Origin of the sequence: Lichenicola cladoniae, assembly GCF_013201075.1 — a bacterium.
Lineage (GTDB): Bacteria > Pseudomonadota > Alphaproteobacteria > Acetobacterales > Acetobacteraceae > Lichenicola > Lichenicola cladoniae.
Genome location: NZ_CP053708.1, coordinates 2,140,929 through 2,164,731 on the forward strand (window position 1 = coordinate 2,140,929; position 23,803 = coordinate 2,164,731).

Annotated in this window: 28 protein-coding genes; 17 read left to right on the top strand and 11 right to left on the bottom strand. The window is 66.6% G+C overall.

Going from position 1 to position 23,803, the window contains the following annotated elements; all coding sequences use genetic code 11:
- The first annotated feature begins 7 nt into the window (after positions 1-7).
- From HN018_RS09910 to gloA, 6 genes are all read left to right on the top strand, one after another.
- Positions 8-955, top strand: coding sequence for an OmpH family outer membrane protein (locus HN018_RS09910; protein WP_171834005.1), 948 nt, complete (start codon positions 8-10; stop codon positions 953-955).
- A complete protein-coding gene (gene lpxD / locus HN018_RS09915) occupies positions 955-2,052 on the top strand; it encodes a UDP-3-O-(3-hydroxymyristoyl)glucosamine N-acyltransferase (protein WP_171834004.1) in 1,098 nt (365 codons plus the stop codon). Before HN018_RS09910 ends, lpxD begins: the two co-directional genes overlap by 1 nt.
- 61 nt (positions 2,053-2,113) lie before the next feature.
- Positions 2,114-2,632 carry a 3-hydroxyacyl-ACP dehydratase FabZ gene (gene fabZ / locus HN018_RS09920; RefSeq protein ID WP_171834141.1) on the top strand — a complete coding sequence of 173 codons (519 nt, stop codon included), beginning with the start codon at positions 2,114-2,116 and terminating at the stop codon, positions 2,630-2,632.
- Between the two features lie 223 nt (positions 2,633-2,855).
- Complete coding sequence (gene lpxA, locus HN018_RS09925; RefSeq protein ID WP_171834140.1) at positions 2,856-3,719, top strand: acyl-ACP--UDP-N-acetylglucosamine O-acyltransferase; 864 nt, start codon at positions 2,856-2,858, stop codon at positions 3,717-3,719.
- The gene (locus tag HN018_RS09930; RefSeq protein ID WP_239479186.1) at positions 3,716-4,561 is read left to right on the top strand and encodes an LpxI family protein; all 846 of its coding nucleotides are present in this window, start codon (positions 3,716-3,718) and stop codon (positions 4,559-4,561) included. The genes lpxA and HN018_RS09930 overlap by 4 nt, the downstream gene beginning before the upstream one ends.
- Before the next feature lie 16 nt (positions 4,562-4,577).
- Entirely contained in the window at positions 4,578-4,964 is a 387-nt protein-coding gene (gene gloA, locus HN018_RS09935) for a lactoylglutathione lyase (protein WP_171834003.1), read from the top strand.
- Between the two features lie 119 nt (positions 4,965-5,083).
- Here gloA and HN018_RS28645 read toward each other — a convergent pair whose 3' ends face one another.
- Positions 5,084-5,515, bottom strand: a complete 432-nt coding sequence (locus HN018_RS28645; protein ID WP_239479188.1) for a hypothetical protein — start codon at positions 5,513-5,515, stop codon at positions 5,084-5,086.
- Between the two features lie 214 nt (positions 5,516-5,729).
- Between HN018_RS28645 and rpmH the strand changes: the two genes are divergently transcribed.
- From rpmH to argB, 6 genes are all read left to right on the top strand, one after another.
- Entirely contained in the window at positions 5,730-5,864 is a 135-nt protein-coding gene (gene rpmH, locus HN018_RS09945; RefSeq protein ID WP_171834002.1) for a 50S ribosomal protein L34, read from the top strand.
- Between the two features lie 160 nt (positions 5,865-6,024).
- Positions 6,025-6,402 carry a ribonuclease P protein component gene (gene rnpA / locus HN018_RS09950; RefSeq protein ID WP_171834001.1) on the top strand — a complete coding sequence of 126 codons (378 nt, stop codon included), beginning with the start codon at positions 6,025-6,027 and terminating at the stop codon, positions 6,400-6,402.
- Between the two features lie 47 nt (positions 6,403-6,449).
- Positions 6,450-6,713 carry a membrane protein insertion efficiency factor YidD gene (yidD, locus tag HN018_RS09955; RefSeq protein ID WP_171834000.1) on the top strand — a complete coding sequence of 88 codons (264 nt, stop codon included), beginning with the start codon at positions 6,450-6,452 and terminating at the stop codon, positions 6,711-6,713.
- Positions 6,713-8,479, top strand: coding sequence for a membrane protein insertase YidC (yidC, locus tag HN018_RS09960; RefSeq protein ID WP_171833999.1), 1,767 nt, complete (start codon positions 6,713-6,715; stop codon positions 8,477-8,479). Before yidD ends, yidC begins: the two co-directional genes overlap by 1 nt.
- On the top strand, positions 8,476-9,141 hold the full coding sequence (gene yihA / locus HN018_RS09965) for a ribosome biogenesis GTP-binding protein YihA/YsxC (protein ID WP_408886792.1): 666 nt from the start codon (positions 8,476-8,478) through the stop codon (positions 9,139-9,141). Before yidC ends, yihA begins: the two co-directional genes overlap by 4 nt.
- 46 nt (positions 9,142-9,187) lie before the next feature.
- Positions 9,188-10,093: an acetylglutamate kinase gene (argB, locus tag HN018_RS09970; protein WP_171833998.1), complete on the top strand. Its 906-nt coding sequence runs from the start codon at positions 9,188-9,190 to the stop codon at positions 10,091-10,093.
- Positions 10,094-10,097: 4 nt separating this feature from the next.
- Here the strand turns inward: argB and HN018_RS09975 are convergent, their stop codons facing one another.
- Both HN018_RS09975 and HN018_RS09980 read right to left on the bottom strand, forming a co-directional pair.
- The gene (locus HN018_RS09975) at positions 10,098-11,090 is read right to left on the bottom strand and encodes a hypothetical protein (protein WP_171833997.1); all 993 of its coding nucleotides are present in this window, start codon (positions 11,088-11,090) and stop codon (positions 10,098-10,100) included.
- Positions 11,087-12,556 (bottom strand): sensor domain-containing diguanylate cyclase, encoded by a 1,470-nt coding sequence (locus HN018_RS09980; RefSeq protein WP_171833996.1) that lies wholly within the window; start codon positions 12,554-12,556, stop codon positions 11,087-11,089. Before HN018_RS09980 ends, HN018_RS09975 begins: the two co-directional genes overlap by 4 nt.
- A 186-nt stretch (positions 12,557-12,742) precedes the next feature.
- Between HN018_RS09980 and dapD the strand changes: the two genes are divergently transcribed.
- Genes dapD through HN018_RS09995 form a run of 3 tightly spaced genes read left to right on the top strand, consistent with a single transcriptional unit; the run spans position 12,743 to position 15,383 of the window.
- Positions 12,743-13,618 carry a 2,3,4,5-tetrahydropyridine-2,6-dicarboxylate N-succinyltransferase gene (gene dapD / locus HN018_RS09985; RefSeq protein WP_171833995.1) on the top strand — a complete coding sequence of 292 codons (876 nt, stop codon included), beginning with the start codon at positions 12,743-12,745 and terminating at the stop codon, positions 13,616-13,618.
- A complete protein-coding gene (gene dapE / locus HN018_RS09990; RefSeq protein ID WP_171833994.1) occupies positions 13,615-14,784 on the top strand; it encodes a succinyl-diaminopimelate desuccinylase in 1,170 nt (389 codons plus the stop codon). Before dapD ends, dapE begins: the two co-directional genes overlap by 4 nt.
- Positions 14,781-15,383 carry a hypothetical protein gene (locus HN018_RS09995; RefSeq protein WP_171833993.1) on the top strand — a complete coding sequence of 201 codons (603 nt, stop codon included), beginning with the start codon at positions 14,781-14,783 and terminating at the stop codon, positions 15,381-15,383. The genes dapE and HN018_RS09995 overlap by 4 nt, the downstream gene beginning before the upstream one ends.
- Before the next feature lie 21 nt (positions 15,384-15,404).
- Here the strand turns inward: HN018_RS09995 and truA are convergent, their stop codons facing one another.
- The 3 genes from truA to def are packed head-to-tail and all read right to left on the bottom strand — an operon-like array spanning position 15,405 to position 17,689.
- A complete protein-coding gene (gene truA, locus HN018_RS10000; protein WP_171833992.1) occupies positions 15,405-16,193 on the bottom strand; it encodes a tRNA pseudouridine(38-40) synthase TruA in 789 nt (262 codons plus the stop codon).
- Positions 16,194-16,200: 7 nt separating this feature from the next.
- The gene (gene fmt / locus HN018_RS10005) at positions 16,201-17,118 is read right to left on the bottom strand and encodes a methionyl-tRNA formyltransferase (RefSeq protein WP_171833991.1); all 918 of its coding nucleotides are present in this window, start codon (positions 17,116-17,118) and stop codon (positions 16,201-16,203) included.
- A 16-nt stretch (positions 17,119-17,134) separates the two neighbouring features.
- Positions 17,135-17,689, bottom strand: a complete 555-nt coding sequence (def, locus tag HN018_RS10010) for a peptide deformylase (RefSeq protein ID WP_408886793.1) — start codon at positions 17,687-17,689, stop codon at positions 17,135-17,137.
- Between the two features lie 156 nt (positions 17,690-17,845).
- On the opposite strand from def, the gene HN018_RS10015 reads away from it, so the two are divergent.
- Both HN018_RS10015 and HN018_RS10020 read left to right on the top strand, forming a co-directional pair.
- Positions 17,846-18,349 (top strand): Hsp20 family protein, encoded by a 504-nt coding sequence (locus tag HN018_RS10015; RefSeq protein WP_171833990.1) that lies wholly within the window; start codon positions 17,846-17,848, stop codon positions 18,347-18,349.
- Between the two features lie 74 nt (positions 18,350-18,423).
- Positions 18,424-18,672 carry a DUF1150 family protein gene (locus HN018_RS10020; RefSeq protein WP_171833989.1) on the top strand — a complete coding sequence of 83 codons (249 nt, stop codon included), beginning with the start codon at positions 18,424-18,426 and terminating at the stop codon, positions 18,670-18,672.
- A 52-nt stretch (positions 18,673-18,724) separates the two neighbouring features.
- Here HN018_RS10020 and hpf read toward each other — a convergent pair whose 3' ends face one another.
- The 5 genes from hpf to lptC are packed head-to-tail and all read right to left on the bottom strand — an operon-like array spanning position 18,725 to position 23,650.
- On the bottom strand, positions 18,725-19,324 hold the full coding sequence (hpf, locus tag HN018_RS10025; RefSeq protein ID WP_171833988.1) for a ribosome hibernation-promoting factor, HPF/YfiA family: 600 nt from the start codon (positions 19,322-19,324) through the stop codon (positions 18,725-18,727).
- 47 nt (positions 19,325-19,371) lie between these two features.
- Positions 19,372-20,907 carry an RNA polymerase factor sigma-54 gene (rpoN, locus tag HN018_RS10030; RefSeq protein WP_171833987.1) on the bottom strand — a complete coding sequence of 512 codons (1,536 nt, stop codon included), beginning with the start codon at positions 20,905-20,907 and terminating at the stop codon, positions 19,372-19,374.
- 9 nt (positions 20,908-20,916) lie between these two features.
- Entirely contained in the window at positions 20,917-21,693 is a 777-nt protein-coding gene (gene lptB, locus HN018_RS10035; RefSeq protein ID WP_171833986.1) for an LPS export ABC transporter ATP-binding protein, read from the bottom strand.
- Positions 21,690-22,748, bottom strand: coding sequence for an LptA/OstA family protein (locus tag HN018_RS10040; RefSeq protein WP_408886774.1), 1,059 nt, complete (start codon positions 22,746-22,748; stop codon positions 21,690-21,692). The genes lptB and HN018_RS10040 overlap by 4 nt, the downstream gene beginning before the upstream one ends.
- Positions 22,745-23,650, bottom strand: a complete 906-nt coding sequence (lptC, locus tag HN018_RS10045) for an LPS export ABC transporter periplasmic protein LptC (RefSeq protein ID WP_171833985.1) — start codon at positions 23,648-23,650, stop codon at positions 22,745-22,747. Before lptC ends, HN018_RS10040 begins: the two co-directional genes overlap by 4 nt.
- Positions 23,651-23,803 lie beyond the last annotated feature (153 nt).

A 23,803-nucleotide genomic window follows, 5' to 3' on the forward strand; every position in this document is an offset into this window, starting at 1 on the left:
GGTGACTATGTCTCGTTCTACCGGCGCCCTGCTTTTCGCGGGCGCCCTTCTCGCGCAGGCTCCGCTTGCATTCACCTCAGCCGCGTTGACGTCTGCGCACGCACAGCAAAGCGGCGGCTGGTTCGTCCCGAAGAGCAGCCAGCCCGCAGCCGATACCGCTCCCGCTGCCCATCGTCGCACCGGCACGCCGGAGGCGCGTCAGGCCCCGGTCGCGGTACCGCAGCCCGAACCTTTGCAGGATGACAGCCAGGGCGGGGGGCAAGGTCAGGCTCAGGGTCCGCAGGTGCAGCCGGTCCTGCCGCTGCCGCCGATTCCGACACTAGCCGAGCTGCCCAAGAGCGCTCCCCCTCCGGCTGCGGTATTCGGCCTGATCAGCGTGCCGGACGTGATGCGTCAATCGTTCGCCGCCCAGCAGGTTGAGAAGGTGCTCGGTGCCCGCCGCGACAAGCTGAACCAGGAAGCCCAGAAGGAACAGGCAAGCTGGCGCGATACCCAGCAGCAGATCCAGGCTGCCAAGGGCCTGAGCAATGAGCAGCTGCAGGGCCGTGTCCATGCACTCCAGGCGCGCGTCCAGGCTGCGCAGAAGGATTTCCGCAACCGCAACCGCATCATCCAGGACGCGGCGCAGGTCGCGATCGGCCAGATCGAGCGGGAGCTGGTGCAGGTGATCAAGCAGGTCGCGGCGTCGCACGGCATGAACTTCGTGCTGCATCGTGAACAGGTCGCCCTGAACATGCCCGAGTTCGACGTCACCCCGCAGGTGGTCAACCAGCTCAACACGACGCTGCCCGCGGTGTTCATCCCCGCCGATGGCGTCGATCCGGAGCAGCTGGCCAAGACCGGAACCTATCCGACGACGGCGAACCCGGGCCCGACGCCCGTCGCAGCGACTGCCCCGGCACCCGCGACGGCACCGGCCCCGGCCCCGGCACCGGCAGCGGCGACCAAGAAGTAATGCTCTCACCGGCATCAGACGCGCCGGGCGATGCGCGTTTCTTTGCGCGCAGCGGTCCGTTCGGTCTGGAGCGGCTGGCCGAGTGCATCTCGGCCAGCCTACCGACCTCGAACCGGGCGAACGGTGTTGCCGCGTCGTTTACCGGCGTGGCACCGCTGCAGGCTGCAGGACCGGATCAGGTCAGCTTCCTGGACAACCGGCGTTACCTGAAGCAGCTCGCGCTGACCCGGGCAGGGGTGGTGATCGTCTCGCCGGCGTTTGCCGACCAGGTGCCGGCGACCAGCACGGCCCTGGTCACACCCGACCCGTATCTTGCCTGGGCGCTGGTCGCCTCGCTGTTCCACCCACGCTTGTCGGTCTCCGGGAGCATTCATCCCAGTGCCGTCGTCGAGCCGGGTGCCCTGATCGATCCGTCGGCCGAGATCGGTGCCTTCGCGTTCGTGGGTAGGGATGCGGTCGTTGGCGCCGGATGCTCGATCGGCTCGCACGCATCGATCGGCGCCGGGGTGATTATAGGCAGCGACTGCCGGATCGGGACCCATGCAAGCGTCAGCCACAGCATACTCGGCGATCGCGTGACATTGTTTCCAGGCGCCCGGATCGGTCAGGAAGGTTTCGGATTTGCTGTCGGTAAGGCGGGTTTCGTCACCGTTCCGCAACTCGGCCGTGTCCTGATCGAGGACGATGTGGAAATCGGCGCCAATGCCGCCATCGACCGCGGTTCAGCGCAGGACACCGTCATCGGCGCCGGCTCGCGGCTCGACAATCTGGTGCAGATCGGGCACAACGTGCGGCTTGGTCGCTGCTGTATCGTGGTGTCTCAAGCAGGCATCTCCGGCTCGACCGAGCTTGAGGATTACGTGACGATCGCGGCGCAGGCAGGGTTGATCGGCCATATACGCATTGGCCGGAAGGCTCGCGTCGGTGCCCAGTGCGGTGTCATGTCGGATGTGGAACCGGGTGCCGACGTGATCGGCAGCCCGGCAATGCCGTTCCGTGAGTTCTTCCGTAACGTCGCTGCCTTGCGGCGGCTGGCGCGACGCCCGGCAGCCTCTGGCACCGCGGCATCGACTGCGGGCGAGAATGGGGCGGGTTGAGGATAAGGGTTCAATCCCGATGGACGGCCTGATGGATGGAACAACCCGGAACGATGCCCCGATGACACAGGACGTGACTGCATCCTCCGGCGTGACGGTGCCAGCGGATCATGATGGTCCGGTGTCGCAGGACAATGCGTTGGGCACGACGTTCGATGTCCTGCAGATCATGGCGGCGATCCCGCATCGCTATCCCTTCCTGATGATCGACCGGATGATCGATGTCGTGAAAGGCCAATCGGCGGTCGGCATCAAGAACGTCACGATCAACGAGCCGTTCTTCCAGGGACATTTCCCGAGCAAGCCCGTCATGCCCGGCGTGCTGATCATCGAGGCAATGGCGCAGACGGCGGCGGCGCTGGTCGTGCTGACGCTCGGCGACCGGTTCGAGGGCAAGCTGGTGTATTTCATGACGATCGAGAACGCCAAGTTTCGACGACCGGTGGTGCCGGGCGATCAGCTCCGCATCCACGTGGACAAGGAGCGCCAGCGCGGCAACGTCTACAAGTTCCGCGGCGTGGCTCGCGTCGACGGCGTGTCGGTGGCGGAAGCCCACTTCGGCGCGATCATCATGGAGTGATCCGTCGTCGGTCCAGGCAGGCCGGACGCCGGAAAAGCCCCGCAACATGTCTTGTGTTGGACGTTTCCTTGGTGCTGCCTAGTCTGACTGTCGGATGGCTGTGGCTGGCGTACCGTCTTCCTGAATTCGCAGCCGAAGCTGGCCGTCTGGCCAAGCCATGGCGCATCTCGGAGTTTTTAACGTCATGGCGGCTGATCTCGCCGGGCTGCAGCAGGCCGGGCGCATGCACCAACCCGCTCCCCAGCCCACCGCGTCATCCTCGACGATCCACCCGAGTGCACTGGTGTCGTCCGATGCGCGGATCGGCAACAATATCCGTATCGGACCCTGGTGCAGCGTCGGCCCCAATGTCGTGCTCGGCGACGATGTGCAGCTGATTTCCCATGTCGTCATCGACGGCCACACCGAAATCGGCGCGGGCGTGCAGTTCTATCCCTTCTGTACCGTCGGCCTGGCGCCACAGGACCTGAAATATCGTGGCGAGCCGACCCGGTGCGTGATCGGGGCGCGGACGGTCATTCGCGAGAACGTCACCATCCATCGTGGCACCGCGACCGGCGGCGGGGTGACCCGGGTCGGCAGCGATTGCCTGATCATGGCCAATGCCCACGTGGCGCACGACTGCCTGCTTGGCGACCGGGTGATCATCGTGAACAACGTGGTCATGGGCGGCCATGTCGAGATCGGTAACGATGCGCGGATCATGGGTGCCGCCGCCCTGCACCAGTTCGTCAGGATCGGCCGCGCGGCCATGGTCGGCGGTGTGTGCGGTGTCGAGAGCGACGTGATCCCCTACGGCAGCGTCATGGGCAACCGGGCGCGTCTGGTCGGGCTGCACTGGGTGTGGCTGCGCCGCAGTGGGGTCTCGCCGTCCGACATGCACCGTCTGCGTCACGCGTTCCGGATGCTCTATCCGCGCCAGCCCGTCGGCACCCCGGTGTTCGAGCAGCGGCTGGCCCACGTCCGCGCCGAATTCGGCGACGATCCGCGCGTAGCGGAAATCCTGGGCTTCATCGACGCGCCGAGCCGTCGCGGGCTGGTGCGGGTCGCGATCAAGGGCGCCACCGAGGAGAGCGAGGGCGCTTGACCGGCACGCTCGGGATCCTGGCCGGCGGCGGACCGCTGCCGGGACGGGTCGCCGAGCATGCCGTGCAGATGGGCAGGGACGTGTTCATCGTGGCGTTCCAGGATTTTGCCGAACCGGCAATCGTGGGCAGCTGGCCGCACGAGTTCATCCGCCTCGCTGCGGCCGGACGGATATTGTCGTCCCTGCGAGACCATGGCTGTACCGAGCTGGTGCTGATCGGCCCGGTCCGCCGTCCGTCGCTTCGTGATCTGCGTCCGGACGTCGAGGGCGCCCGGATCCTGGCGCGGATTGGCCGGGCACTGTTCGCCGGTGACGACGGCCTGCTGGCCGCATTGGTCCGGGTGCTTGGCGAGGAAGGCTTCGTCGTGCGTGGCGCCCAGGAATTCCTGGGCGCCGGTGTGGGTCGGCTGGGAACGATCGGCCGTCATGCTCCCGATCACGAAGCGCTTGCCGATATCGCGCGCGGTGTCGCCGTGGTGCAGGCGCTGGGGCAGCTAGATATCGGTCAGGGATGCGTTGTGCAGACCGGGCTGGTGCTGGCTGTCGAGGCACTGGAAGGCACCGACCGGATGCTGGAACGGGCAGGAACGCTTCGTCAGCCGGGGCCGGGCGGGGTATTGGTGAAGCTGGTCAAGCCGGGCCAGGACCGCCGGGCCGACATGCCGACGATCGGCCCGCTGACCGTGAGTAATGCCGCTGCCGCGGGACTTCGGGGTATTGCGTTCGAAGCCGGTGGTACCCTTTTGACGGATCCGGAGCGGCTGCGAGACGCTGCAGACCGGTACGGCATCTTCCTGGTCGGTATCGATCCTGCTTCATGCGGCACGGGCGGCCAGGACTGACTGGAGACACACACCAATGAGCAGCTACCTCCACACCATGGTCCGGGTAAAGAACCTGGATGCGAGCCTGGCCTTCTACAGTCTACTCGGCATGCATGAGCTGCGCCGCAGCGAGGTGCCGGACGGGAAGTACACGCTCGTGTTTGTCGGCTACGCCAACAATGCCCAGGGTCAGGCCGAGATCGAGCTGACATACAACTGGGGAGACGATGACGGCTACGAGGTCGGCACCGGTTTCGGACATTTCGCGGTCGGCATGCCGAACATTGCCGATGCGGTGGAGAAGGTCCGTGCTGGCGGCGGAAAGGTGACGCGGGAAGCCGGTCCGGTGAAGTTCGGCACCACCGTCATCGCATTCGTCGAGGATCCCGACGGCTACAAGATCGAACTGATCCAGCGCTAGGACGGTTCGTGCCCGGTCGGTTTCTTGGGATAGCCGGCCGGGCATATCCAACGCGTGAACTCGCAGGCTTATTCAGGCTGCCAGATCGGGGCAGGGGGCCTGCGCTCTAGGCAAGCGCGTCAGGCTCGATACATCCCCTGCGCGGGCTGATCGCGATCGGGTCGCTTCAACCGTTCATCGGCACGCTCGATCGTCGAGATCATCGCCTCTCCGGTGCGACGCGATACCGGGTCCTGGCTGAGTGCCAGCCGATCCGCCGTCAGCATCGCCGGCGACAAAATCCCCCGCAGGTCGTGGCGCATCTCCGCAGCCGCCTTGAGCAGACCTTGCACCCGCGCTTCGGCGATGGCCGCGCGATAAACAGCGTCGGTTTCGGTCGGGCTGGCACCGGGCCAGGCAGCTCGTATGAAAACGATCCCGCCCAGCATCGCGATCAGCGCGGGGACGAGCAGCACGAGGGCAGAGGGCGCGTGCATCCACGCCAGGACAAGCGAGGAGAGCAACACCAGACCGGCTATGCCGGCTGATGGCAGGAGCGAACGCAGCAACATGACGAACCGTTTGTCCGACGAAGCGGGCCTGAGCTCAAGCGTCCAGGACGATTCGCCGCGGCGTAGTGCGCCATGGTTGACGGTTCCGCACCCGGACGACTATAAGGCGCCCCTCTGGAGGCGTCTGCCACGTGCAGGTCGCTTTCGATTATTCGTGTCTAAGACCGGTCCGTGCTGACAAGCAGCGGATCAACTCGATCAGGAGAGTGCAGCCGTGAAGCGCACCTATCAACCGTCCAAGCTGGTCCGCAAGCGGCGCCATGGTTTTCGCGCCCGCATGGCGACCGTCGGCGGTCGCACCGTGCTCGCCAATCGCCGTGCAAAAGGCCGCAAGCGCCTCTCCGCTTAAAACGGCATGGTCCGGGCAGCCGCTGGTGGCTGCCCGGATGATGTATCTACCCCGGGCCGGTTGCGCCGTTGATCAAGTGATCGCGGCCAGCAACAGTGCGGACGGATATGCCGCGAGGCATCCGGCTGGCGGCCCGGTCGGTCGCAGGAGCGACCCGGCCATGGCGACATCCGAAGTCCGCTTGAAGCAGCGTAAGCAGTTTCTGCTTGTTGCCGCCAGGGGCGCGAAGGCACCCATGCCTGGTCTCGTTCTTCAATCAATGAAACGCGACGACCTGCTGCCGGCCCGTCTTGGTTTCACCGTGACCAAGAAAGTCGGCAATGCGGTTGTCCGCAACCGAACCAAGCGCCGCCTGCGCGAAGCAGCCCGGCTGCTGATGCGTGACGAGGCGCGACGTGGAACGCCTCTGGCCGGTGTCGACCTGGTGCTGATCGGCCGCGACAAGACCCGCGGTCGGCGCTTTCCCGCCTTGATCGACGACCTGCGCCGGGCGCTCAAGAAAACCGGCGTTGCGCTCGCCGACCGGGCCTCATCGTGATCAGGCAGTTGGGCAGCCGGATAGGCGCGGGCACAGCGTTCTGCCTCATGTGCTTGATCCGGCTCTACCAGGTCGGGCTCAGCCCGATCCTCGGGCCGAATTGCCGGTTCATGCCGACGTGCAGCGATTACGCACTCCAGGCGATCACGCTACATGGCCCCGTGCGAGGCTCCGCTCTTGCAGGCCGACGCATGCTCCGCTGTCACCCTTGGCACGCCGGCGGCCATGACCCTGTTCCGACCGGATGTTCCTGCTCCGGAGCATCCCGCATTGCCCACCCATTCATCAAACGAGATCGGCCTGCCTGCTGATGGACAATAAACGCCTTTTCCTCGCGGTCGTGCTCTCGGTCGCGATCCTCGTCGGCTTCGAGTGGCTGATGCCGAAGCAGAGCCACCCGGTTCTGCATCGCCAGGCCCAGCAATCGACCCACGCGACACCGGCCGGAAGCGCACCGCGTCCGGTCACCGACCTCGCTCCGCCAGGCACCCAGCCCGCCGCCATCGCACCGTTGTCACCCGACGCGCGACTGCCGATCGACGCGACCCGCATCCAGGGCAGCATCGATCTCGTGGGTGCGCGTCTCGATGATCTGGTGCTCCGCGACTACCAGGAAACCATCAAGCCCGGCAGCCCGCATGTCCGTGTGCTCGAGCCGCAGGACCAGAAGCAGCCCAACCTGGTGCAGCTCGGCTGGAGCTCCAGCGGCACCGACGTGAAGGTGCCCGACGGCACCACGCTGTGGACCGCGGACCAGCCCAAGCTGACCCCCGAGACGCCGGTGACGCTCTCATGGGAGAACGGTGCCGGCCTGACCTTCCAGATCGCGCTCGCGGTCGACCGGAACTACATGTTCACGATCGAGCAACGGGTGCGGAACACCACCGGGCAGCCCGTTTCCCTCTATCCGTGGTCGCGCATCAGCCGCAGCTACACGCCCCAGGTGACCGGTGGCTACCTGGTGCATGAGGGCCCGATCGCCGTCGTCGATGGACGGCTCGAGGAGATGTCCTACACCAGCCTCAAGAGCAAGGCGGCCGAAGGCGGCGGCACCGGCTGGTCGGCGTTGCAGGCCTCGGGCCCGGATGGTGGATGGGGTGGCATCACCGACAAGTACTGGCTGACCGCGATCATTCCCGGCCACGACCAGCCGGTCACCGCCAGCTACCGTTATCAGCCCAACGACGGTGCCGGCACCTACCAGGTCGATTTCATCAGTCAGGCGCCGATGGTCGTGGCGGCCGGTGCGATCGCGAGCACGGCGAGCCACGTGTTCGCCGGCGCCAAGGAAGTGCATCTGCTCGAGGCATACCAGACCCAGCTGCATGCGACCGACTTCTGGAAGGCGGTCGATTTCGGCTGGTTCGCGTTCCTGACCAAGCCGATCTTTTACGTGCTGGACTGGCTGAACACCGCACTCGGGAATTTCGGCCTGGCGCTGCTGGCGTTCACCCTGATCGTCAAGACGCTGTTCTTCCCGCTGGCGATCAAGCAGTTCCGCTCGATGGGCAAGATGAAGCTGCTCACGCCGAAAATGACCGCGGTTCGCGAGCGTCACAAGGGCGACGCGATGGCGATGAATACCGAGATGATGGCCCTGTACAAGCAGGAGGGCGTCAATCCGGCCAGCGGCTGCCTGCCGATGCTGGTGCAGATCCCGGTCTTCTGGTGCCTCTACAAGGACCTCGTGGTGACCATCGAGATGCGGCACGCGCCGTTCTTCGGCTGGATCCGCGACCTTTCCGAGCCTGACCCGACCAACATCTTCAACCTGTTCGGATTGATCCCGTTCGATCCCGGCGTGCTGAGCCCGTTCCTCCACCTGGGCGTCTGGCCGATTGTGCTCGGCGGCACCATGCTGCTGATGCAGAAGCTCAACCCGCCGCCGCCGGACCCGATGCAGGCGCGGCTGTTCCAGCTGATGCCGCTGATCTTCATGTTCGTGCTGGCCCGCCAGCCGGCCGGTCTCGTGATCTATTACTGCTGGAACAACTTGCTGACCGTCTCGCAGCAGTGGCTGATCCAGCGCCGGACTCACCTGGGCGGTTCACGCCAGGTCAGCACGGTGTCCCGCTGACCTCTCCGGACTTCTCCATCAAGCCGCCTTCCGTCGAGGAGCAGGCGGATGCGCTAGAGGCGGGCCGCCTGCTGTTCGCCGGCGAGTGCAAGTTCTTCTATGCCGCCCAACGGCTGGACCAGCTGCCCGAGCCGGATCTGCCGGAGATCGCGTTCGCCGGCCGCTCCAACGTCGGCAAGTCGAGCCTGATCAACGCGCTCACCGGGCACAAGGCGCTGGCGCGGGCCTCGTCGGAACCCGGCCGGACCAAGCAGCTCAACTTCTTCGCGCTTGCCGACCGGCTGACGCTCGTCGACATGCCGGGCTATGGCTACGCCAAGGCCGCAAAAGAAGTGAAGGAAGACTGGCAGGGCCTGATGTTCGACTTCCTGCGCGGTCGGCCGACGCTCCGACGGGTGGTGCTGCTGCTCGATGCCCGCGTCGAGATCAAGCAGAACGACGTCGAGGCGATGAAGCTTCTGAACCGCGCCGCGGTCATCTTCCAGCTGGTGCTCACCAAATGCGACGCGCCCAAGCCGCCGAAGCTGGCGGCCAAGCTGGCGGAGGTCGAGGGGCTGGCAAAGCTCTATGCGGCGGCGTTCCCGGTCGTTGCCGCGACTAGCAGCGGAACCGGCTTCGGCATTCCCGAACTCCGTGCATCGCTCGCCGAACTGGCTCTATGACCATACGGGACGCCCTTTCGTTGCCGAGAATCCAGGAACCGTGCCGATGCCGATGAGCGAGGACGCCCTCAAGACCGCGCGTGAGCAGGCTGCAGTCCTTGCGAGCGCGTTACCATTCCTGCGCCGCTATGCCGGCGACACCATTGTCGTGAAGTACGGCGGTCACGCGATGGGCGACCCGGCATTGTCGGAGGCATTCGGCCACGACATCGCGCTGCTGAAGCTGATCGGGGTCAATCCGGTCGTGGTGCATGGCGGCGGTCCGCAGATCAACGCGATGTTGCAGCGGCTCGACATCAAGTCGACCTTCATCGACGGTCTGCGCATCACCGATGCCGCGATGATCGACGTGATCGAGATGGTCCTGTCGGGCTCGGTGAACAAGCAGGTTGCCGAGTTGATCAACCGGGCAGGGGCGCTGGCGATCGGCATCTCCGGCAAGGATGGCGGGATGATCCAGGCGCGCAAGCTGGCCCGCACGGTTCGCGATCCGGACAGCCACATCGAGCGTGTGCTGGATCTCGGCTTCGTCGGCGAACCGGAGCGAATCGATACCCGCGTGCTTTATGCTTTGTCCGGATCGGGGGTGATCCCGGTAATCGCTCCGGTCGGCGTCGGCCTGGACGGGCAGACCTACAACATCAATGCCGATACCGCCGCCGGGGCCATCGCCGGGGCGTTGAATGCCACACGCCTCCTGATGCTGACCGACGTGCCGGGCGTGCTAGACGAGAACAAGCAGCTCATTCCGGAGCTGAGCGCGGACGATGCCCGCCGCGGCATCGCCAGAGGCATGATCTCGGGCGGAATGATCCCCAAGGTCGAGACCTGCCTGGCAGCAGTGCAGGCCGGCGCCAGGGCTGCGGTCATTCTCGATGGGCGCGTCCCGCATGCGTGCCTGCTCGAGCTGTTCACCACGGCTGGCCCGGGCACGCTGATCCGCGCGAGCTGAATGCTCAGATCAGCTTTCGGGCCAGGAAGCCGATCTGCCAGACCATTTCCCTACGACTGAGCGGACAGCTTCCGTCGGCCGTCGCGGTCAGCACCGCACAGGTCGGAAACCCGCCCAGCTCGGTCTGCAACAACACGGCGGCACGCATTGAGAAGCCCGCTTTCCAGGCCAGGCTGACCAGGCCACGCCGGCTGCGCAGGCTTATCGCCGTCCCGATCGATTCCGCCGGGACGAGGGCCGCCGCGGCCAGCAGCGCGATCGCGCGCTGGTTGTCGCCGGAGCGCAGTGCGGCCAGCAGGGCAGGCTCGGTGGCTGTCTCGTGGGTCGGAGCAGAGACCGGCCCCATCGGCGGAGCGGCTTTATTACCCTCTCGGCCAGACGCTGCACCAGGCTGCTCGCGATCCGCAGGCGGCATGCCCTCAAAAGTTTGTACCAGATGAGCATGGCAGATCGCTTCGCAAGCCTGACTGAGCCGTCTCAGCGGCGCGTCGGACTCCATGGCAACGAGTGCCGATTCGCGGACGGCCGCAACCGGACTTGCCAGTGCGACCATGGTCGGGTCGACGGGGTCGTCGGCCAGGAGCATCAGCGCCGCTGGCCAGGTGATCGACAGCAGCACTTCCGGCAAGGCCAACTTGACGTCGGGCGCCGGGAGGGCTGGATCATGAAGCACGGGACGATCGCCGATCGATTCATGCCACTGGCGGTCGAGCCTCGCCGCGGCCTGCTTGGTCAGTCTCAGGCCTAGCCGCTCGCGCTCCGACGTCGACAGGTCCGGAAGCAATCGAGCGATAATGGCGGCGCAGAAATCCGGCGCATCGCCCGGCCCCGGAGGTCCAGCCGGGCCAATGACCGGTGGCACATCAGGGGTTTCACGAGCGCCCGGATCCGCCGGCCGCTCATAGACCGTCAGACGGTTCGAATAACCCATCATTGCTCCGGCCGATATCATGCGTCCGCTGGTGGTATCGGCCTGTCCAGGCTGGAACGGAGTCACGGCCCGACTCCCTCGTTGTAGAAGTGCCAGCGGCCACCGCCTGCCAGCTTGATCGCCCCAAGGGCTGCGTGCGCCTGTTCCAGCAGGTTGTCGATGGTCTCGTAGGACCGGCTCGGACGCGTCGCCAGCCCGACCGAAACGTGCAGCGGCTGCTGTTCGTCGATCGTGACCTTGATGCCCTGCTGGCACATCATCTCTGCGCGCTCAGCCGCCGCAAACTGATCCGCACCGTCCAGCCACAGGGCGAACACGTCGCCGCCGAGCCTGGCCACCAGATCGGTTGGACGTACGGTGTCCCTCAGGATGTGCGCCGACTGGCGCAGCACCTCGTCGCCGCTTTCCGGGCCAAGAGCCTCGTTGATCTCGCGAAAGCGGTCCAGCCCAACGACCATCAGGGTTCCTGGCAGGCCCTCCTTGTCGAGCCGGTCCAGCCGGCGATTGACCTCGATGGTGAAGCTGTCGCGGTTGAGCAGAGCGGTGAGGGTGTCGGAGCCGGACTGGCGCGAGAGCTCGCGTTGCACCTGGTCGTGTTCGAGCATGCCGACCAGCGCGGTCAAAAACGCGTCCACCAGCTCTGCATCACCGGCGATCCAGTCGCGAGGTGCGTCCCGCCAGATCATCAGCACGACAGGCTCGCAGAAATGCGTCCCGATCGCGCTCATGATGATCTGCAGGCCAAATTCCGACTCGGACCTCGTCCATGGCGCCGCTTCTCGGGCAGCCGCTCCGCAGATGAACGACACGATGTCCTGGTCGGACATCGGCGGGGCGGAACCCGACCGATGCAGGATGCGTGGCAACAGGCGGGCAGGTTCCTCCTGGGCAGCCGGCATCGGCGAGGCGCCATCGCAGGCGACGATCAGGACGCCGCTGCCGCCGGTCGCATCCAGCAGCTCGTCGAGGCCGATCTTGATGACCATGTCGGGCAGAACCGCCCGCCGCATCCGGCGGGTGATTTCGGTCATGGTCTGGCGCCGCAACAAAGTCTCTGCCAGGATTTCGGCGCGATGGTTGTCCTCGGTGATGTCCTGCGCCACCCCCCTGCAGCCGGCCGGCTCGCCGGCTGCGTCGAGCAGCGGGTAGGCCCAGATCAGTACGCTTGCCAATGCCCCGTCGCCGCGCCGAAGCCAGGTCTGGTGACGGCGCAACGAGGTCTGTGGCCGGAAGGGATTGAAACCGATCGTGCCCGCCGTCTGGACCAGCAGACTGTCGGCGCTCAGGCCCAACAGACGCTCGGCCGACCATCCGAGGGCGGTGTCGGGACCGACGAACACGAATACACCGTGCCGATCGATCTCGAACACCAGGTCCAGAGCCAGCGTCGCGAAGTCTCGCCATCGCGATCGGCTATCGGCCATGGCTGCGACCAGGGAACTGGTTGCAGCCGGCGTGTCGGTGCGGAACTCCCCGGCCGTGGGACCGGGTGACGGATGGAGGGGCGCATCAGCGGCCGAATGATTCGACATGGGGGATTTTGGGGTCATCGCTGACCAGAAGTCTCGTCCCAAAATCTGAAGAGACCGTAAATGTCTGAAACTGCCTACGTCCCAGGCCGGTCGCGCGCCCGCGTTGACATGGGCGGAGTGGCTGAGCATGGTCCGCGCCTCCTTCACCGGTGCCGTGTGCAGGATCATCCACCGGCCGGAAACATCATGACGAACGACGATTTACGCCGACGCATCGAGGCGATCTGGGACCGGCGGGCGGAGCTCTCGTCGGCCAGCGTCGGTGCCGACAGGAGCGATGTCGAACAGGTGCTGGCGGCGCTGGATGACGGGTCGCTCCGGGTGGCGACCCCGGTTGCGGCAGACGGCTCCGGGGAGACCGGCTCCGCAGGCGGTGGCTGGATCGTCAGCGACTGGGCCAAGAAAGCGGTGCTGCTGTCGTTCCGTCTGAACGACAGCGTGCCCATGCCCGGCGCCGGTGGCGCCCCGGTGTTCGACAAGGCGCCGTTGAAGTTCGCCGGATGGGATCAGGCCAGGTTCACGGCGGCCGGTTTCAGGGCGGTCCCCGGTGCTGTCGTGCGCCGAGCTGCCTACGTGGCACCCGGCGTCGTCCTGATGCCGTGCTTCGTGAATGTCGGAGCCTGGATCGGTGCGGGCACGATGATCGATACCTGGGCCACGGTCGGAAGCTGCGCGCAGATCGGCCGCGATTGCCATATCAGCGGCGGCACCGGCATCGGCGGCGTGCTCGAGCCGTTGCAGGCTGCTCCGGTGATCATCGAGGATGGCTGCTTCATCGGTGCCCGTTCGGAGGTGGCCGAGGGCGTCATCGTCGAGCGCGGCAGCGTGTTGTCGATGGGCGTGTTCCTGGGTGCTTCCACCAAGATCGTGGACCGCGCCACCGGCGAGATCTTCATCGGCCGGGTTCCGGCCTATTCGGTGGTGGTGCCCGGCACCCTGCCGCCGGCGCCGGGCTCGGACCCCGATCGCCGTCTGCCGTCGCTGGCGTGTGCGGTCATCGTCAAGCGCGTCGATGCGCGGACCCGCGCCAAGACCTCGATCAACGAGCTGCTGCGCGATTGAACGCCACGGGGCTCATTGTCGATCCGCTGGTGCTGGCGCAGGCCCTGATCCGTTGCCCGTCGGTGACACCCGCCGACGGCGGCGCCCAGGCCGTGTTGGCCGGGACGCTGGAACGTCTCGGGTTCAGCGTCACGTCGCTGCCGTTCGGCGATGCCGGCCGGCAGACCCCGAACCTGTTTGCGCGGATCGGTACGAGCCACCCGCATCTTTGTTTTGCCGGCCACACCGATGTCGTGCCGCCCGGCGAGGCGACGTGGCAGGCGCCCCCGTTCGACGGCGTGCTTCAGGACGGTGTGCTGTACGGACGCGGCGCCTGCGACATGAAGGGAGCGATCGCGGCCTTCGTGGCTGCGGCAGCGACGCATCTCTCGGCAAGGGCCAACCCCGGGTCGGCCGGCTCGATCAGCCTGCTGATCACCGGCGACGAGGAAGGCCCGGCGCTCGACGGCACCGTCCGCGTGCTGGACTGGATGGCGGCGCACGGCCATACCCCGGATTTCTGCCTGGTGGGCGAACCGACCAATCCGACCGAACTCGGCCAGGTGATCAAGATCGGCCGTCGCGGCAGCCTGAATGCCCACATTGTGGTTCCCGGAGTTCAGGGCCATGTGGCCTATCCACAGGTGGCGGACAATCCGGTGCACCGGCTGCTGGCGCTGTTGGCCGAGCTGACCACCATCCCGCTCGATCGCGGCACCGCGTTCTTCGAACCCTCAAGCCTGCAGGTCACCAGCATCGATGTCGGCAACAAGGAACCCAACGTGATTCCCGCGCAGGCCGAGGCCCAGCTCAATATCCGCTTCAACGACCAGCATACCGGCGCATCGCTGACGACGATGCTGCGAGGTGCTATGTCCCGTCATGCGCCGACTGGCCGGATCGACATCAGGGTCAGCGGCGAGGCGTTCCGGACCGAGCCAGGTCCGGAAGTCCAGGCGCTCGGCGATGCGATCGAGATCCATACCGGGCGTCGTCCGCGGCTCGATACCGGCGGCGGCACCTCGGATGCGAGGTTCATCGCCAGGCACTGCGCCGTGGCCGAGTTCGGGCTGGTCGGCGAGAGCATGCACAAGGCAGACGAGAACGTGCCGGTGCGGGATCTGGCACTGCTGTCCGCGATCTATCTGAACATGCTCGACAGGATCATGGCCGGAGCGCCCGCATGAGTGGTCCCGATCGTCCCGCGAAGCCGAAGCGCGCCGTGCGCAACGGCCGCAACATCATCCGCGGGCTGCTGCTGCTCGGCCGCGGCCGGGCGGAAGGGTTCGAGTGTTTCGAGGGCGATCGCGATGCCTTCCTGGCCGGGCTTTCGCCGCCGATCGGCTTCCTGCTGGTGTTGGCCGCCCTGCTGTTGATGCAGCGCCCGACCTTGCCGGCGGTGATATTGCTGCTGGCGCTGGTGTGTGCGGTGCTGCTTCCGCCGGTGATCTCGCATACGATGGCCCGGCTCTGGAAGCGATCCGAGTTCTGGCCACGCTACGCCACCGCCTCGTTGTGGAGCGTCTGGCTCATCCTTCCCGCCTATCTGCCGGCGATGCTGGTGACCGCGATCCTGCTGCAGATGGGCGTCAGCCACGCCGTCGCGGGCCGGCTGATCGTGCTGCTGCTCGGCGCCTATCTGCTCTGGCTGCAATGGTTCATGGCCTGGAAGGGCCTGTCGATCAGCAGGCTCAAGGCCGGGGTCACGGTGCTGGCCCTGACGGTCGGGTCGATGCTGGTGGGCACCTTGATGCAGCCGCTGCTGCCGCTGGTCATGGCGCCCTGAGGCGATATCGGCCGAGTTCGCTCAGTCAGGCGGCTCGATGAACGGGTCGGTTTCGTAGCCGACCTCCATCAGGAACAGCCCATCCGGGGGAGCGGTCGGACCGGCGGCCGCGCGGTCACGCGCCTCCAGGGCGGTCGCGACCTGCGCCGGCGTCCATTTGCCTTCGCCCACCAGCTTGAGCGTGCCGACGATGTTCCGGACCTGGTGGTGCAGGAAGCTGCGTGCCTCGACATGGATATCGATCACCCCGCCGTCCCGGCACAACTCGAGCCGGTCGAGCGTGCGGATGGGGCTCTTGGCCTGGCAGGCGCTGGCCCGGAAGCTGGTGAAATCGTGCCGTCCCATCAGCATCAGTGCCGCCTCGCGCATGCGGTCGAGGTCCAGATCGTGCTTGACGTGCCAGACGCGTCCCTGGTCCAGCGCCGGGCGGGCGGCCCGGTTGAGAATCCGGTAGCGATAGCGCCGGTTGATCGCCGAGAAGCGCGCGCTCCATTTGTCGGCAACGGCCGCCGCCGCCAGCACCGCGATCGGGTGCGGCTTCATGTGGTAGTTGAGCGCATCCCGGAGGCGCCTCGCGGTCATCTGCTGCTGGCCGCCGAGCGAGGACGGCAGGTCGAGATGCGCCACCTGTCCGGCTGCATGCACGCCCGAATCGGTTCGCCCCGCCCCGGTCACCGCCACTGGCGTGCGGTTCACCAGATGACTGGCGGCCTCTTCCATCACGCCCTGCACCGAGATACCGACTGCCTGGCGCTGCCACCCGACGAACGGCGTGCCGTCATACTCGAACAGCAACGCCCAGCGCGTCATGATCCGGTCACTGCAGCACCGTGCCGGGCGGCATCCGGCGGCCGCGCAGGAACGCCGCCGTATCCAGCACGCTGCGACCAGGCGCCTGCAGCCGGTCGATCCGCAGCGCGCCGCTGCCGCAGGCGATCGTCAAATGGTCGTCCAGCACGGTCCCGGGTATTTTGTCGCCGTGCGGATGGGCGGCCATCGGCGTTGCTGCCTCGATCTTGAGCACGACGCCGTCCAGCGCGGTGAAGGCGCCCGGCCATGGCGTCATGGCACGGACCTGGCGGTCGATCGAGGCCGCATCGCGCCGCCAGTCGATGCGGCCGTCGGTGCGGGTCAGCCTCGGCGCGTAGGACGTGCCCTCGGCGGGCTGCGACACCGGCGTGTCGTCATGCTCGAGCGTCTCCAGGATCAGCCGCGCACCCATCGTGGCCAGGGCGTCGTGCAGGCCGGACGCGGTGGTGCCGGCATCGATCGGCACCACGTCCCGACGCAGCATGGGTCCGGTATCGAGCCCTTCGTCCATCTGCATGATGGTGATGCCGGTTTCGCCGTCCCCGGCCAGGATCGATGCCTGGATCGGTGCCGCACCGCGCCAGCGCGGCAGCAGGCTCGCATGGATGTTCAGGCATCCCCGGACCGGTGCTGTCAGCATCGTCGCAGGCAGGATCAGCCCATAGGCCGCCACCACGGCCGCATCGAGCGACAATGCGGCGAACTCGGCGTGCGCGGTCTCGTTCCGCTTCAGCCTGGCCGGGGTGCGCACCATGAGCCCGAGGCGCTCGGCCTCCCGCTGCACCGGCGAGGCACGCACCGCCTGGCCGCGCCCGGCTGGCCGCGGCTGCTGGCTGTAGACCGCGACGATCTCGTGCCCGGCCTCGTGCAATGCGCGAAGCGCGGGCACCGCGAAGTCTGGGGTGCCCATGAAGGCAAGGCGCATGATCCGGCTCCCGCTCTCAATCCGACTTCTGGCGCTGGTCCTTGGCGAGGCGCCGCATGATCATGTTGCGCTTCAGCGTCGACAGGTGATCGACGAACAGCACCCCATCGAGATGGTCGATCTCGTGCTGCAGGCAGGTCGCCAGCAGCCCGTCGGCGTCGAGCTCCTGCCGCTTGCCATCCAGATCCTGGAACCGCACCCGCACGGTCAGCGGCCGTATCACCTCGGCATACTGGCCGGGCAGGGACAGGCAGCCTTCCTCGCGCGCCGAGAGCTGGTCGCTGACGCGGATGATCTCCGGATTGATGAGGGTGACCGGCGACTTCGTCTCGTTTTCCATCAGGTCGACGATCGCGAACCGGAGGTCCAATCCGACCTGCGGCGCGGCGAGCCCGATCCCCGGCGCGAGATACATTGCCTCCCACATGCCGGGCAGCAGGGCTCGGAGGGTCGCCGCATCCTCGGGACGCACGGGCCTGGTCTTGCGACGAAGCATCGGGTGCGGCGCGATCAGGATCGTCGCCGGCTCGATGGCCGTCGCCATCTCGGAAAATGGTGGCAAATCGCTCATTGCGGCGATGTAGCGACCGACGCGACTATACACCAGGGCCGGATCGCGCACACTGACCGCCATGGCTTGCAGAGCAGGCCGCCGATCGCCATATCGGATTGGCCATGGTGCTTCGGGCCGTGGGCTTTCCGTCTCGCTCCCAGGAGGAGGCTATTCATGTCCGGCAGACTTTTCGCGTCTCCGATGTTCCTCGGTTTCGACCATCTCGAGCAGATGCTCGAGCGGGCGGCGAAGACATCGTCCGATGGCTATCCGCCCTACAACATCGAACAGACCGGCCCGACCGGGTTGCGAATCTCGCTTGCCGTTGCCGGGTTCTCCATGGACGATCTCCAGATCACCCAGGAAGACAACCAGCTGGTCATTCGCGGGCGACAGTCCGACGACACCCAGGGTCGAACCTTCCTGCACCGTGGCATCGCGGCACGGCAATTCCAGCGGGCGTTCGTGCTCGCGGAAGGGATCGAGATCGCCGGCGCGTGGCTCGATAGCGGCCTGCTGCATATCGACCTCGCGCGACCGCAGCCCGAGGTTCGGGTGAAGCGGATCGAGATCTCCAAGGGACCGGACCATGGACGTGAGCCCGGACGCATGGCGAGCGCGGATGTCGTGCAGGCGAGGGCACCACGGGTGATCAGGACCGTTCCGACCGAAGACTGACATTTCAGCAGCGATTTCGGAGGTATCCGCATGCCCGTTACGGGATGCCGGTGACCTGCCGTAGGACAAATATTATGGACACCACCACGACGGACTCGAACGAGCTTTCACTGGCCACCCTGGATATCCGTCATCTGACGGCAAGCCAGCTTCTGGCTTTGGGCGTGACCCAGCTTGCCTATGTCAAGTCGGTCGTCGTCGACGGGAATGCGGTATTCGCGATCCATGCGGCCGACGGCACGCCGATGGCGCTGACCGGAGACAGGGACGTGGCATTCGCAGCGATCCGGCAGCACGAGATGGTACCGGCGCTGGTCCATTAGGCAGATCCGAAAGCGCGCTTCCGGGCCTGCCGAAGCGCGCTCCCGGGATCGATCAGTGGGTGGACGGGTCGGGGTCGAGCCACCCGATATGGCCGTCGGGACGGCGATACACCACGTTGATGCCGCCGCTGGCACTGTTGCGGAACATCAGCACGGTGCGATCGGCCAGATCGAGCTGCATGACCGCTTCACCGACCGTCAGTGTCGCAATCTGCGTTTCCTGTTCGGCGATGATCGTGGCGTAGGTCTGCGGGGCGGGTAGCGCCGATACGGTCTCGGCAGAGGCTCCGCGAACGTCCTCCTCCTGCCGCAGGATGTATTGACGGCCTACTTCCGGCCGGCGCTGCGCCAGATCCCGGGAGTGTTCGTTGACCCGCCGCCTGTAGCGCCTGAGCCGCTTCGCGATATGCTCGGCTGCGTCGTCGAATGCGCCATGCGCGTCGGCTGCTTCGCCCTCGCCCCGGACCACCAGGCCGCGCGCGGCATGGACGTTGATGTCGCAGGTGAAGAAGCTGCGTGCCCGTCCAAAGGTCACGCTCGCCTCGAGCGCATGGTCGAAATACTTCTCGGCAATCGTATCCAGATGCATCGTGACGCGGGTTCGGAGCGCGTCCGAGAGGTCGATCTGCTTGCCGGCGACGCTGATCTGCATGCGGTGTTCGCTCCGCTCGAGGAAGCTCGACCGGGGTCCGGGTCGCGTCAGGCAGGGAGGGACTTGTCCCTCTTGCGCTGCACGGAACTCGGGATCCGGAGGGCGTCGCGATATTTGGCCACGGTCCGACGGGCGATGTCCACGCCTTCCCGTCGGAGGGCAGCAACGATCGCGTCATCCGACAGGATGGTCTGGAGTGTTTCAGCCGCCACCATGCCCCTGATCCGGTATCGTACGGCCTCGGCGCTATGGCTCTCGCCACCGGCGGTCCCGGAGATCGCGGCTGTGAAAAAGTATTTCAGTTCGAAAAGGCCACGCGGGGTCGAGATGTACTTGTTGGCCGTGACCCGGCTGACGGTGCTTTCATGCATCTCCACCGCCTCGGCGATGTCGCGCAGGATCAGCGGGCGTAGATGCCCGACGCCCCGACGCAGGAACGCCTCCTGCTGCCGCATCACCTCGCTGGAGACCTTCAGGATCGTCTGCGCGCGCTGGTGCAGCGATTTCACCAGCCAGTTGGCGCTGGCCAGCTTCTCGGACAGGAAGGCGCGGTCCTCCTTCGGCGAGCGCAACAACACCTTGGCGTGGAACGCCTCCGACACGAGCAGCCGCGGCATGGTGTCCGGGTTCAGCTCCAGCAGCCAGTCGCCGCCGGGGGCCGCGCGCATCAGCACGTCCGGCACGATCGGCAGCGCCGGCGTGACGTCGAAGCTGGCGCCGGGCTTCGGATCGAGCGCCTTGATCTCGGCAATCATCTCCGCGAGATCCTCGGCATCGACCTCGCACACCGCCTGCAGGCGCCTGAGCTCTCGCCGGCCCAGCAGCTCCAGATTGTCGAGCAGTGCCACCATGGCCGGGTCGAGCCGGTTGCGATCGGCGAGCTGGGCTGCCAGGCAGCCCTTCAGGTCGAACGCGAAGATGCCGGCCGGATCGAAGCGCATCATCCTCGCCCGCACCGATGTCACCAGCTCCTCGCTGGTGCCAAGCGCCTGCGCGAGCGCGGCATCACCGACAAGCACCCGTCCGGCGCCATCGAGCAGCGCGATCAGGTGCGCGCCGATCAGTCGTTCGGCCGGATCGTCGAACGCCAGCCGCAGCTGCTCGCTCAGGTGCTCGCGCAGCGTACGCGCGTGCGCGACCAGTTGCGCGACGCCGTCGAGCCCCTCCGGGTTGCCGGCCGAGGACGCGCCGCGTCCCATCCCCCAGTCGCTGCGGTCCGTACCGCCGCCGTCATCCTGGTAGCCCCCATCGTAGGGGCCGTCGTCGAACTGCTCCGCGTGGTCGTTATCGAGCGGCGCCTGTTGATCGCTCGGCAGCGTATCGCCGGAGACCAGGAGGTCGGTGGGGACCGGCTCGGCGGAAGCGGCGGTACGATCGTCGACACGCTGGTCGAGCGCCGGGCGTTCGGGCGGGATGTCGATCCGTTCGTCGCGTTCGAGCAGGGGATTGCGCTCGAGCTCTTCCTCGATGAATGCGGCGACCTCGAAATTCGAGAACTGGAGGAGCTTGATGGCCTGACGCAACTGCGGCGTCATGACCAGGTTCTGCGTCTGCCTTAGCTCCAGCCGGGGTCCAATTGCCATGACCGTACGCTACAACGAAAATCTTTCCCCGAGGTAGACGCGCCGTACGTCCTCGTTCGCGACCACCTCCTCCGGCACACCCTCCATCAGCATCTGGCCGCCGTGCATGATGTAGGCACGGTCGATGATCTCGAGCGTCTCGCGTACGTTATGATCGGTGATCAGCACGCCGATGCCCCGATGTTTCAGGTGCGATACGAGATCGCGGATCTCGCCGACCGCGATCGGATCGATGCCCGCCAGTGGCTCGTCGAGCAGGATGTAGTTCGGCTGGCTGGCCAGTGCGCGGGCGATTTCGAGGCGTCGTCGCTCGCCGCCTGAGAGGGCGAGGGACGGCGACCGGCGCAGGTGGCCGATGCCGAACTCGGCCAGCAGCCCATCCAGCATGGTGTCGCGCCGGTCCGGGTCGGGTTCGACCACCTCGAGTGCTGCCATGATGTTCTGCTCGACATTCAGGCCACGGAAGATGCTGGCTTCCTGCGGCAGGTAGCCGATGCCGAGCCGCGCCCGCCGGTACATCGGCAACTGGGTGATGTCGGCACCGTCCAGGCTGATCGAGCCGGTATCCGGCTGGACCAAGCCGACGATCATGTAGAACGTGGTGGTCTTGCCGGCGCCGTTCGGCCCGAGCAGCCCGACCGCCTCGCCGCGACGAACGCTGACCGAAACGTTCTGAACCACTTCGCGCTTCTTGTAGGTCTTGCCGACGGCGTGGGCGTGCAGGCCATCCGTCGCGTGCGCGACGGTGCCGGCAGCGTGGCCGGCGCGCGGCTTGATCTCGTTCATGGCGTGGCTGACGCCCTGGCCGGCACCTTCGGCGGCGCGTCCTGCGCCTCGTTGGGCACGATCAGGCCCTGGACGCGAGCGCCGGGATCCTCGCTCAGGGTCGCGATACCGGTATGCATGTTCACGATGGCGGCGGCCCCGTTCAACTGGTTCTGGCCACGGGTGATGTGGACGTTTCCTACTATGCGCGCAATTCCGGTGTCCGGCACGTATACGCCGCGATCACCGCGCACGGTCTCGGTCTGGGTGCGGACGATGACGTTCCCGAACGCATTGACCTTCTCCAGTTTGCCGCTGCTGCCGATCGGGTCCTGGCCGTTGCCGGCCGGCTTTACACCGGCAGGCTTCACTCCGGCAGGCTGGGCTCCCGGCGGCGCGCTGTAGCCGACCAGCACGTCGGCCCGGATGCGCCGGCCATCGTTGGTGGTGACGACGGCGTCGCCGCGGCCGACAGAGATGCGCGTCTGCGATCCGTATTCCATCTGGTCGCGCGCGGTGAGCACATCCTGCGGCGTGATCAGCCGCAGATCGTGGCCGGTCAGCACCATGACCGCCTGGTCGATGTCATAGATCCCATGGTCACCGAACGCCTGCTGGGTCGCGGTAAAGATGTGTACGTGGCCGATCGCGACGATCCGGTAGATCTCGGTCGCCGACGTGTCCCCGCCGGGCATGATCGTGCTGCCGTTGGCGGCCTTGGCATCGGCGGGCGGCGCTCCGGTGGGGTTTTCCGGCGTGGGGTTCGGCGTCGGCGTCGGCGAAGGGGCAGGCGAGATGGCTGTCGCGGGGGTAGCGGCGACGCCGGCCTTCTTGCGGTAATAGGCGACCAGCCGGTCCGCGGTGATGGTCACGCCTCCGCGCACCGCCTGGGCGCTGCCGTAGGCCGTCACCGTCTGGAGTTTCTGATCCCAGTCGAAGCCACCCAGCGCCGTCACCGTGATCTGCCCGCCATGCGACAGGTCGATCTGCTGCGCCCGTGCATGACCGGCGAACAGCATCATCGCCGCAAATGCGGCTGCCGTCCGGGCCATGGCCCGTGTTCTGGCCAAACTCATCGCGTCGCTCCGGCGGCCAAGGTCTTGGCGGGTTGGGTCTCGGTGGCCGGCCGTGCCACCCGGTCGTCGTTCAGGACCAGCCGGGCCGGCCCGCGAAACTGTGCGAGCCCATCCCGCTGGGAGATGAGAAACCCCTGTGCGTCCAGCACGCCGAACGGGCCTTCCGCATGCACCCAGTCATCGGAGGCCACGACGCCGCTCCGGAGATCGAGGCCGGCGACCGGGCTGGTCATCATGATGCCGTCATCGCGATACAGCATGACGTCGCGGCTGAGGTCGAGAAGCTGGCCGTGCTGCATGTAGACGCCGGCCTGGGCACTGATCCTGGTCCAGTTCCCGGACTGATCCAGCGAGTCCGCGATCGGCCTGGTCAGGTTGACGCGATCGTCGCTCTTGGAGACAGGAGTGCCCGGTGCCGTCTTCTGCACAGTGCCGGCGACCTGCTGCGCCTCGTCGGACGTGATCATGTACGGCCGGTCGTGACTGTCCAGCCCGTGATACCGGGCGCCGAGCATCCGCCCGCTATCCACCTGCACATGGGACGCCTGCTTGAGGCCCAGACGCGCACTGTTCATCGAACGGTCCAGCTCCGGCCAAGTCGCGATCGACACCAGCAGCAACAGCGCCGCAACCGGGAGCACCCATTTGGTCCACCGGAGCAACCTGCGGCGGCGGGCGATCTCGCTGGAGTTCGGAACGCGACGAAAGCCGCGCTGGTTCTGTTCTATGCTGAGCCGCCGGCGTGCGACGGTCGCACTCGGCTGGAGCGCGTCGGCGGCATCCGCAGACGTGCTCGTCCCGCCGGATACCGGCGATCCGGGATCGGGAATGAGCGGGTGCCCGGTGCCGCTATCTGGGGAACCCGGCTGCCGGCCGGTGCGCAGTGTCGGACGAGAGGTCATCGACCGGTTCCCGCGACACGATGCACGCGTCTCGAGGGGGTCGCGGCGCGCCGGACCATCCCGAATTCACCTGCAATCGATGTCATACTGTTCAAGGCGTGTACGATCTCCACAGGCCGCGGGGCATGGTTCGACCGGTCCTTGGCCCGGCTG

Bases quoted from the DNA above. Each gene is read 5' to 3' on its own strand.
- HN018_RS09910 (WP_171834005.1), top strand. From the start codon at position 8: ATGTCTCGTTCTACCGGCGCCCTGCTTTTCGCGGGCGCCCTTCTCGCG.
- rnpA (WP_171834001.1), top strand. From the start codon at position 6,025: ATGGCGACATCCGAAGTCCGCTTGAAGCAGCGTAAGCAGTTTCTGCTT.
- truA (WP_171833992.1), bottom strand. From the start codon at position 16,193: ATGACGCGCTGGGCGTTGCTGTTCGAGTATGACGGCACGCCGTTCGTC.
- gloA (WP_171834003.1), top strand. From the start codon at position 4,578: ATGAGCAGCTACCTCCACACCATGGTCCGGGTAAAGAACCTGGATGCG.
- lptB (WP_171833986.1), bottom strand. From the start codon at position 21,693: ATGAACGAGATCAAGCCGCGCGCCGGCCACGCTGCCGGCACCGTCGCG.
- lpxD (WP_171834004.1), top strand. From the start codon at position 955: ATGCTCTCACCGGCATCAGACGCGCCGGGCGATGCGCGTTTCTTTGCG.
- def (WP_408886793.1), bottom strand. From the start codon at position 17,689: ATGAGCGATTTGCCACCATTTTCCGAGATGGCGACGGCCATCGAGCCG.
- HN018_RS10040 (WP_408886774.1), bottom strand. From the start codon at position 22,748: ATGAGTTTGGCCAGAACACGGGCCATGGCCCGGACGGCAGCCGCATTT.
- lptC (WP_171833985.1), bottom strand. From the start codon at position 23,650: ATGACCTCTCGTCCGACACTGCGCACCGGCCGGCAGCCGGGTTCCCCA.
- HN018_RS09995 (WP_171833993.1), top strand. From the start codon at position 14,781: ATGAGTGGTCCCGATCGTCCCGCGAAGCCGAAGCGCGCCGTGCGCAAC.
- lpxA (WP_171834140.1), top strand. From the start codon at position 2,856: ATGCACCAACCCGCTCCCCAGCCCACCGCGTCATCCTCGACGATCCAC.
- yidC (WP_171833999.1), top strand. From the start codon at position 6,713: ATGGACAATAAACGCCTTTTCCTCGCGGTCGTGCTCTCGGTCGCGATC.
- HN018_RS09980 (WP_171833996.1), bottom strand. From the start codon at position 12,556: ATGTCGAATCATTCGGCCGCTGATGCGCCCCTCCATCCGTCACCCGGT.
- fabZ (WP_171834141.1), top strand. From the start codon at position 2,114: ATGACACAGGACGTGACTGCATCCTCCGGCGTGACGGTGCCAGCGGAT.
- dapD (WP_171833995.1), top strand. From the start codon at position 12,743: ATGACGAACGACGATTTACGCCGACGCATCGAGGCGATCTGGGACCGG.
- HN018_RS10015 (WP_171833990.1), top strand. From the start codon at position 17,846: ATGTCCGGCAGACTTTTCGCGTCTCCGATGTTCCTCGGTTTCGACCAT.
- HN018_RS28645 (WP_239479188.1), bottom strand. From the start codon at position 5,515: ATGTTGCTGCGTTCGCTCCTGCCATCAGCCGGCATAGCCGGTCTGGTG.
- HN018_RS10020 (WP_171833989.1), top strand. From the start codon at position 18,424: ATGGACACCACCACGACGGACTCGAACGAGCTTTCACTGGCCACCCTG.
- fmt (WP_171833991.1), bottom strand. From the start codon at position 17,118: ATGCGCCTTGCCTTCATGGGCACCCCAGACTTCGCGGTGCCCGCGCTT.
- hpf (WP_171833988.1), bottom strand. From the start codon at position 19,324: ATGCAGATCAGCGTCGCCGGCAAGCAGATCGACCTCTCGGACGCGCTC.
- argB (WP_171833998.1), top strand. From the start codon at position 9,188: ATGCCGATGAGCGAGGACGCCCTCAAGACCGCGCGTGAGCAGGCTGCA.
- yidD (WP_171834000.1), top strand. From the start codon at position 6,450: ATGTGCTTGATCCGGCTCTACCAGGTCGGGCTCAGCCCGATCCTCGGG.
- rpoN (WP_171833987.1), bottom strand. From the start codon at position 20,907: ATGGCAATTGGACCCCGGCTGGAGCTAAGGCAGACGCAGAACCTGGTC.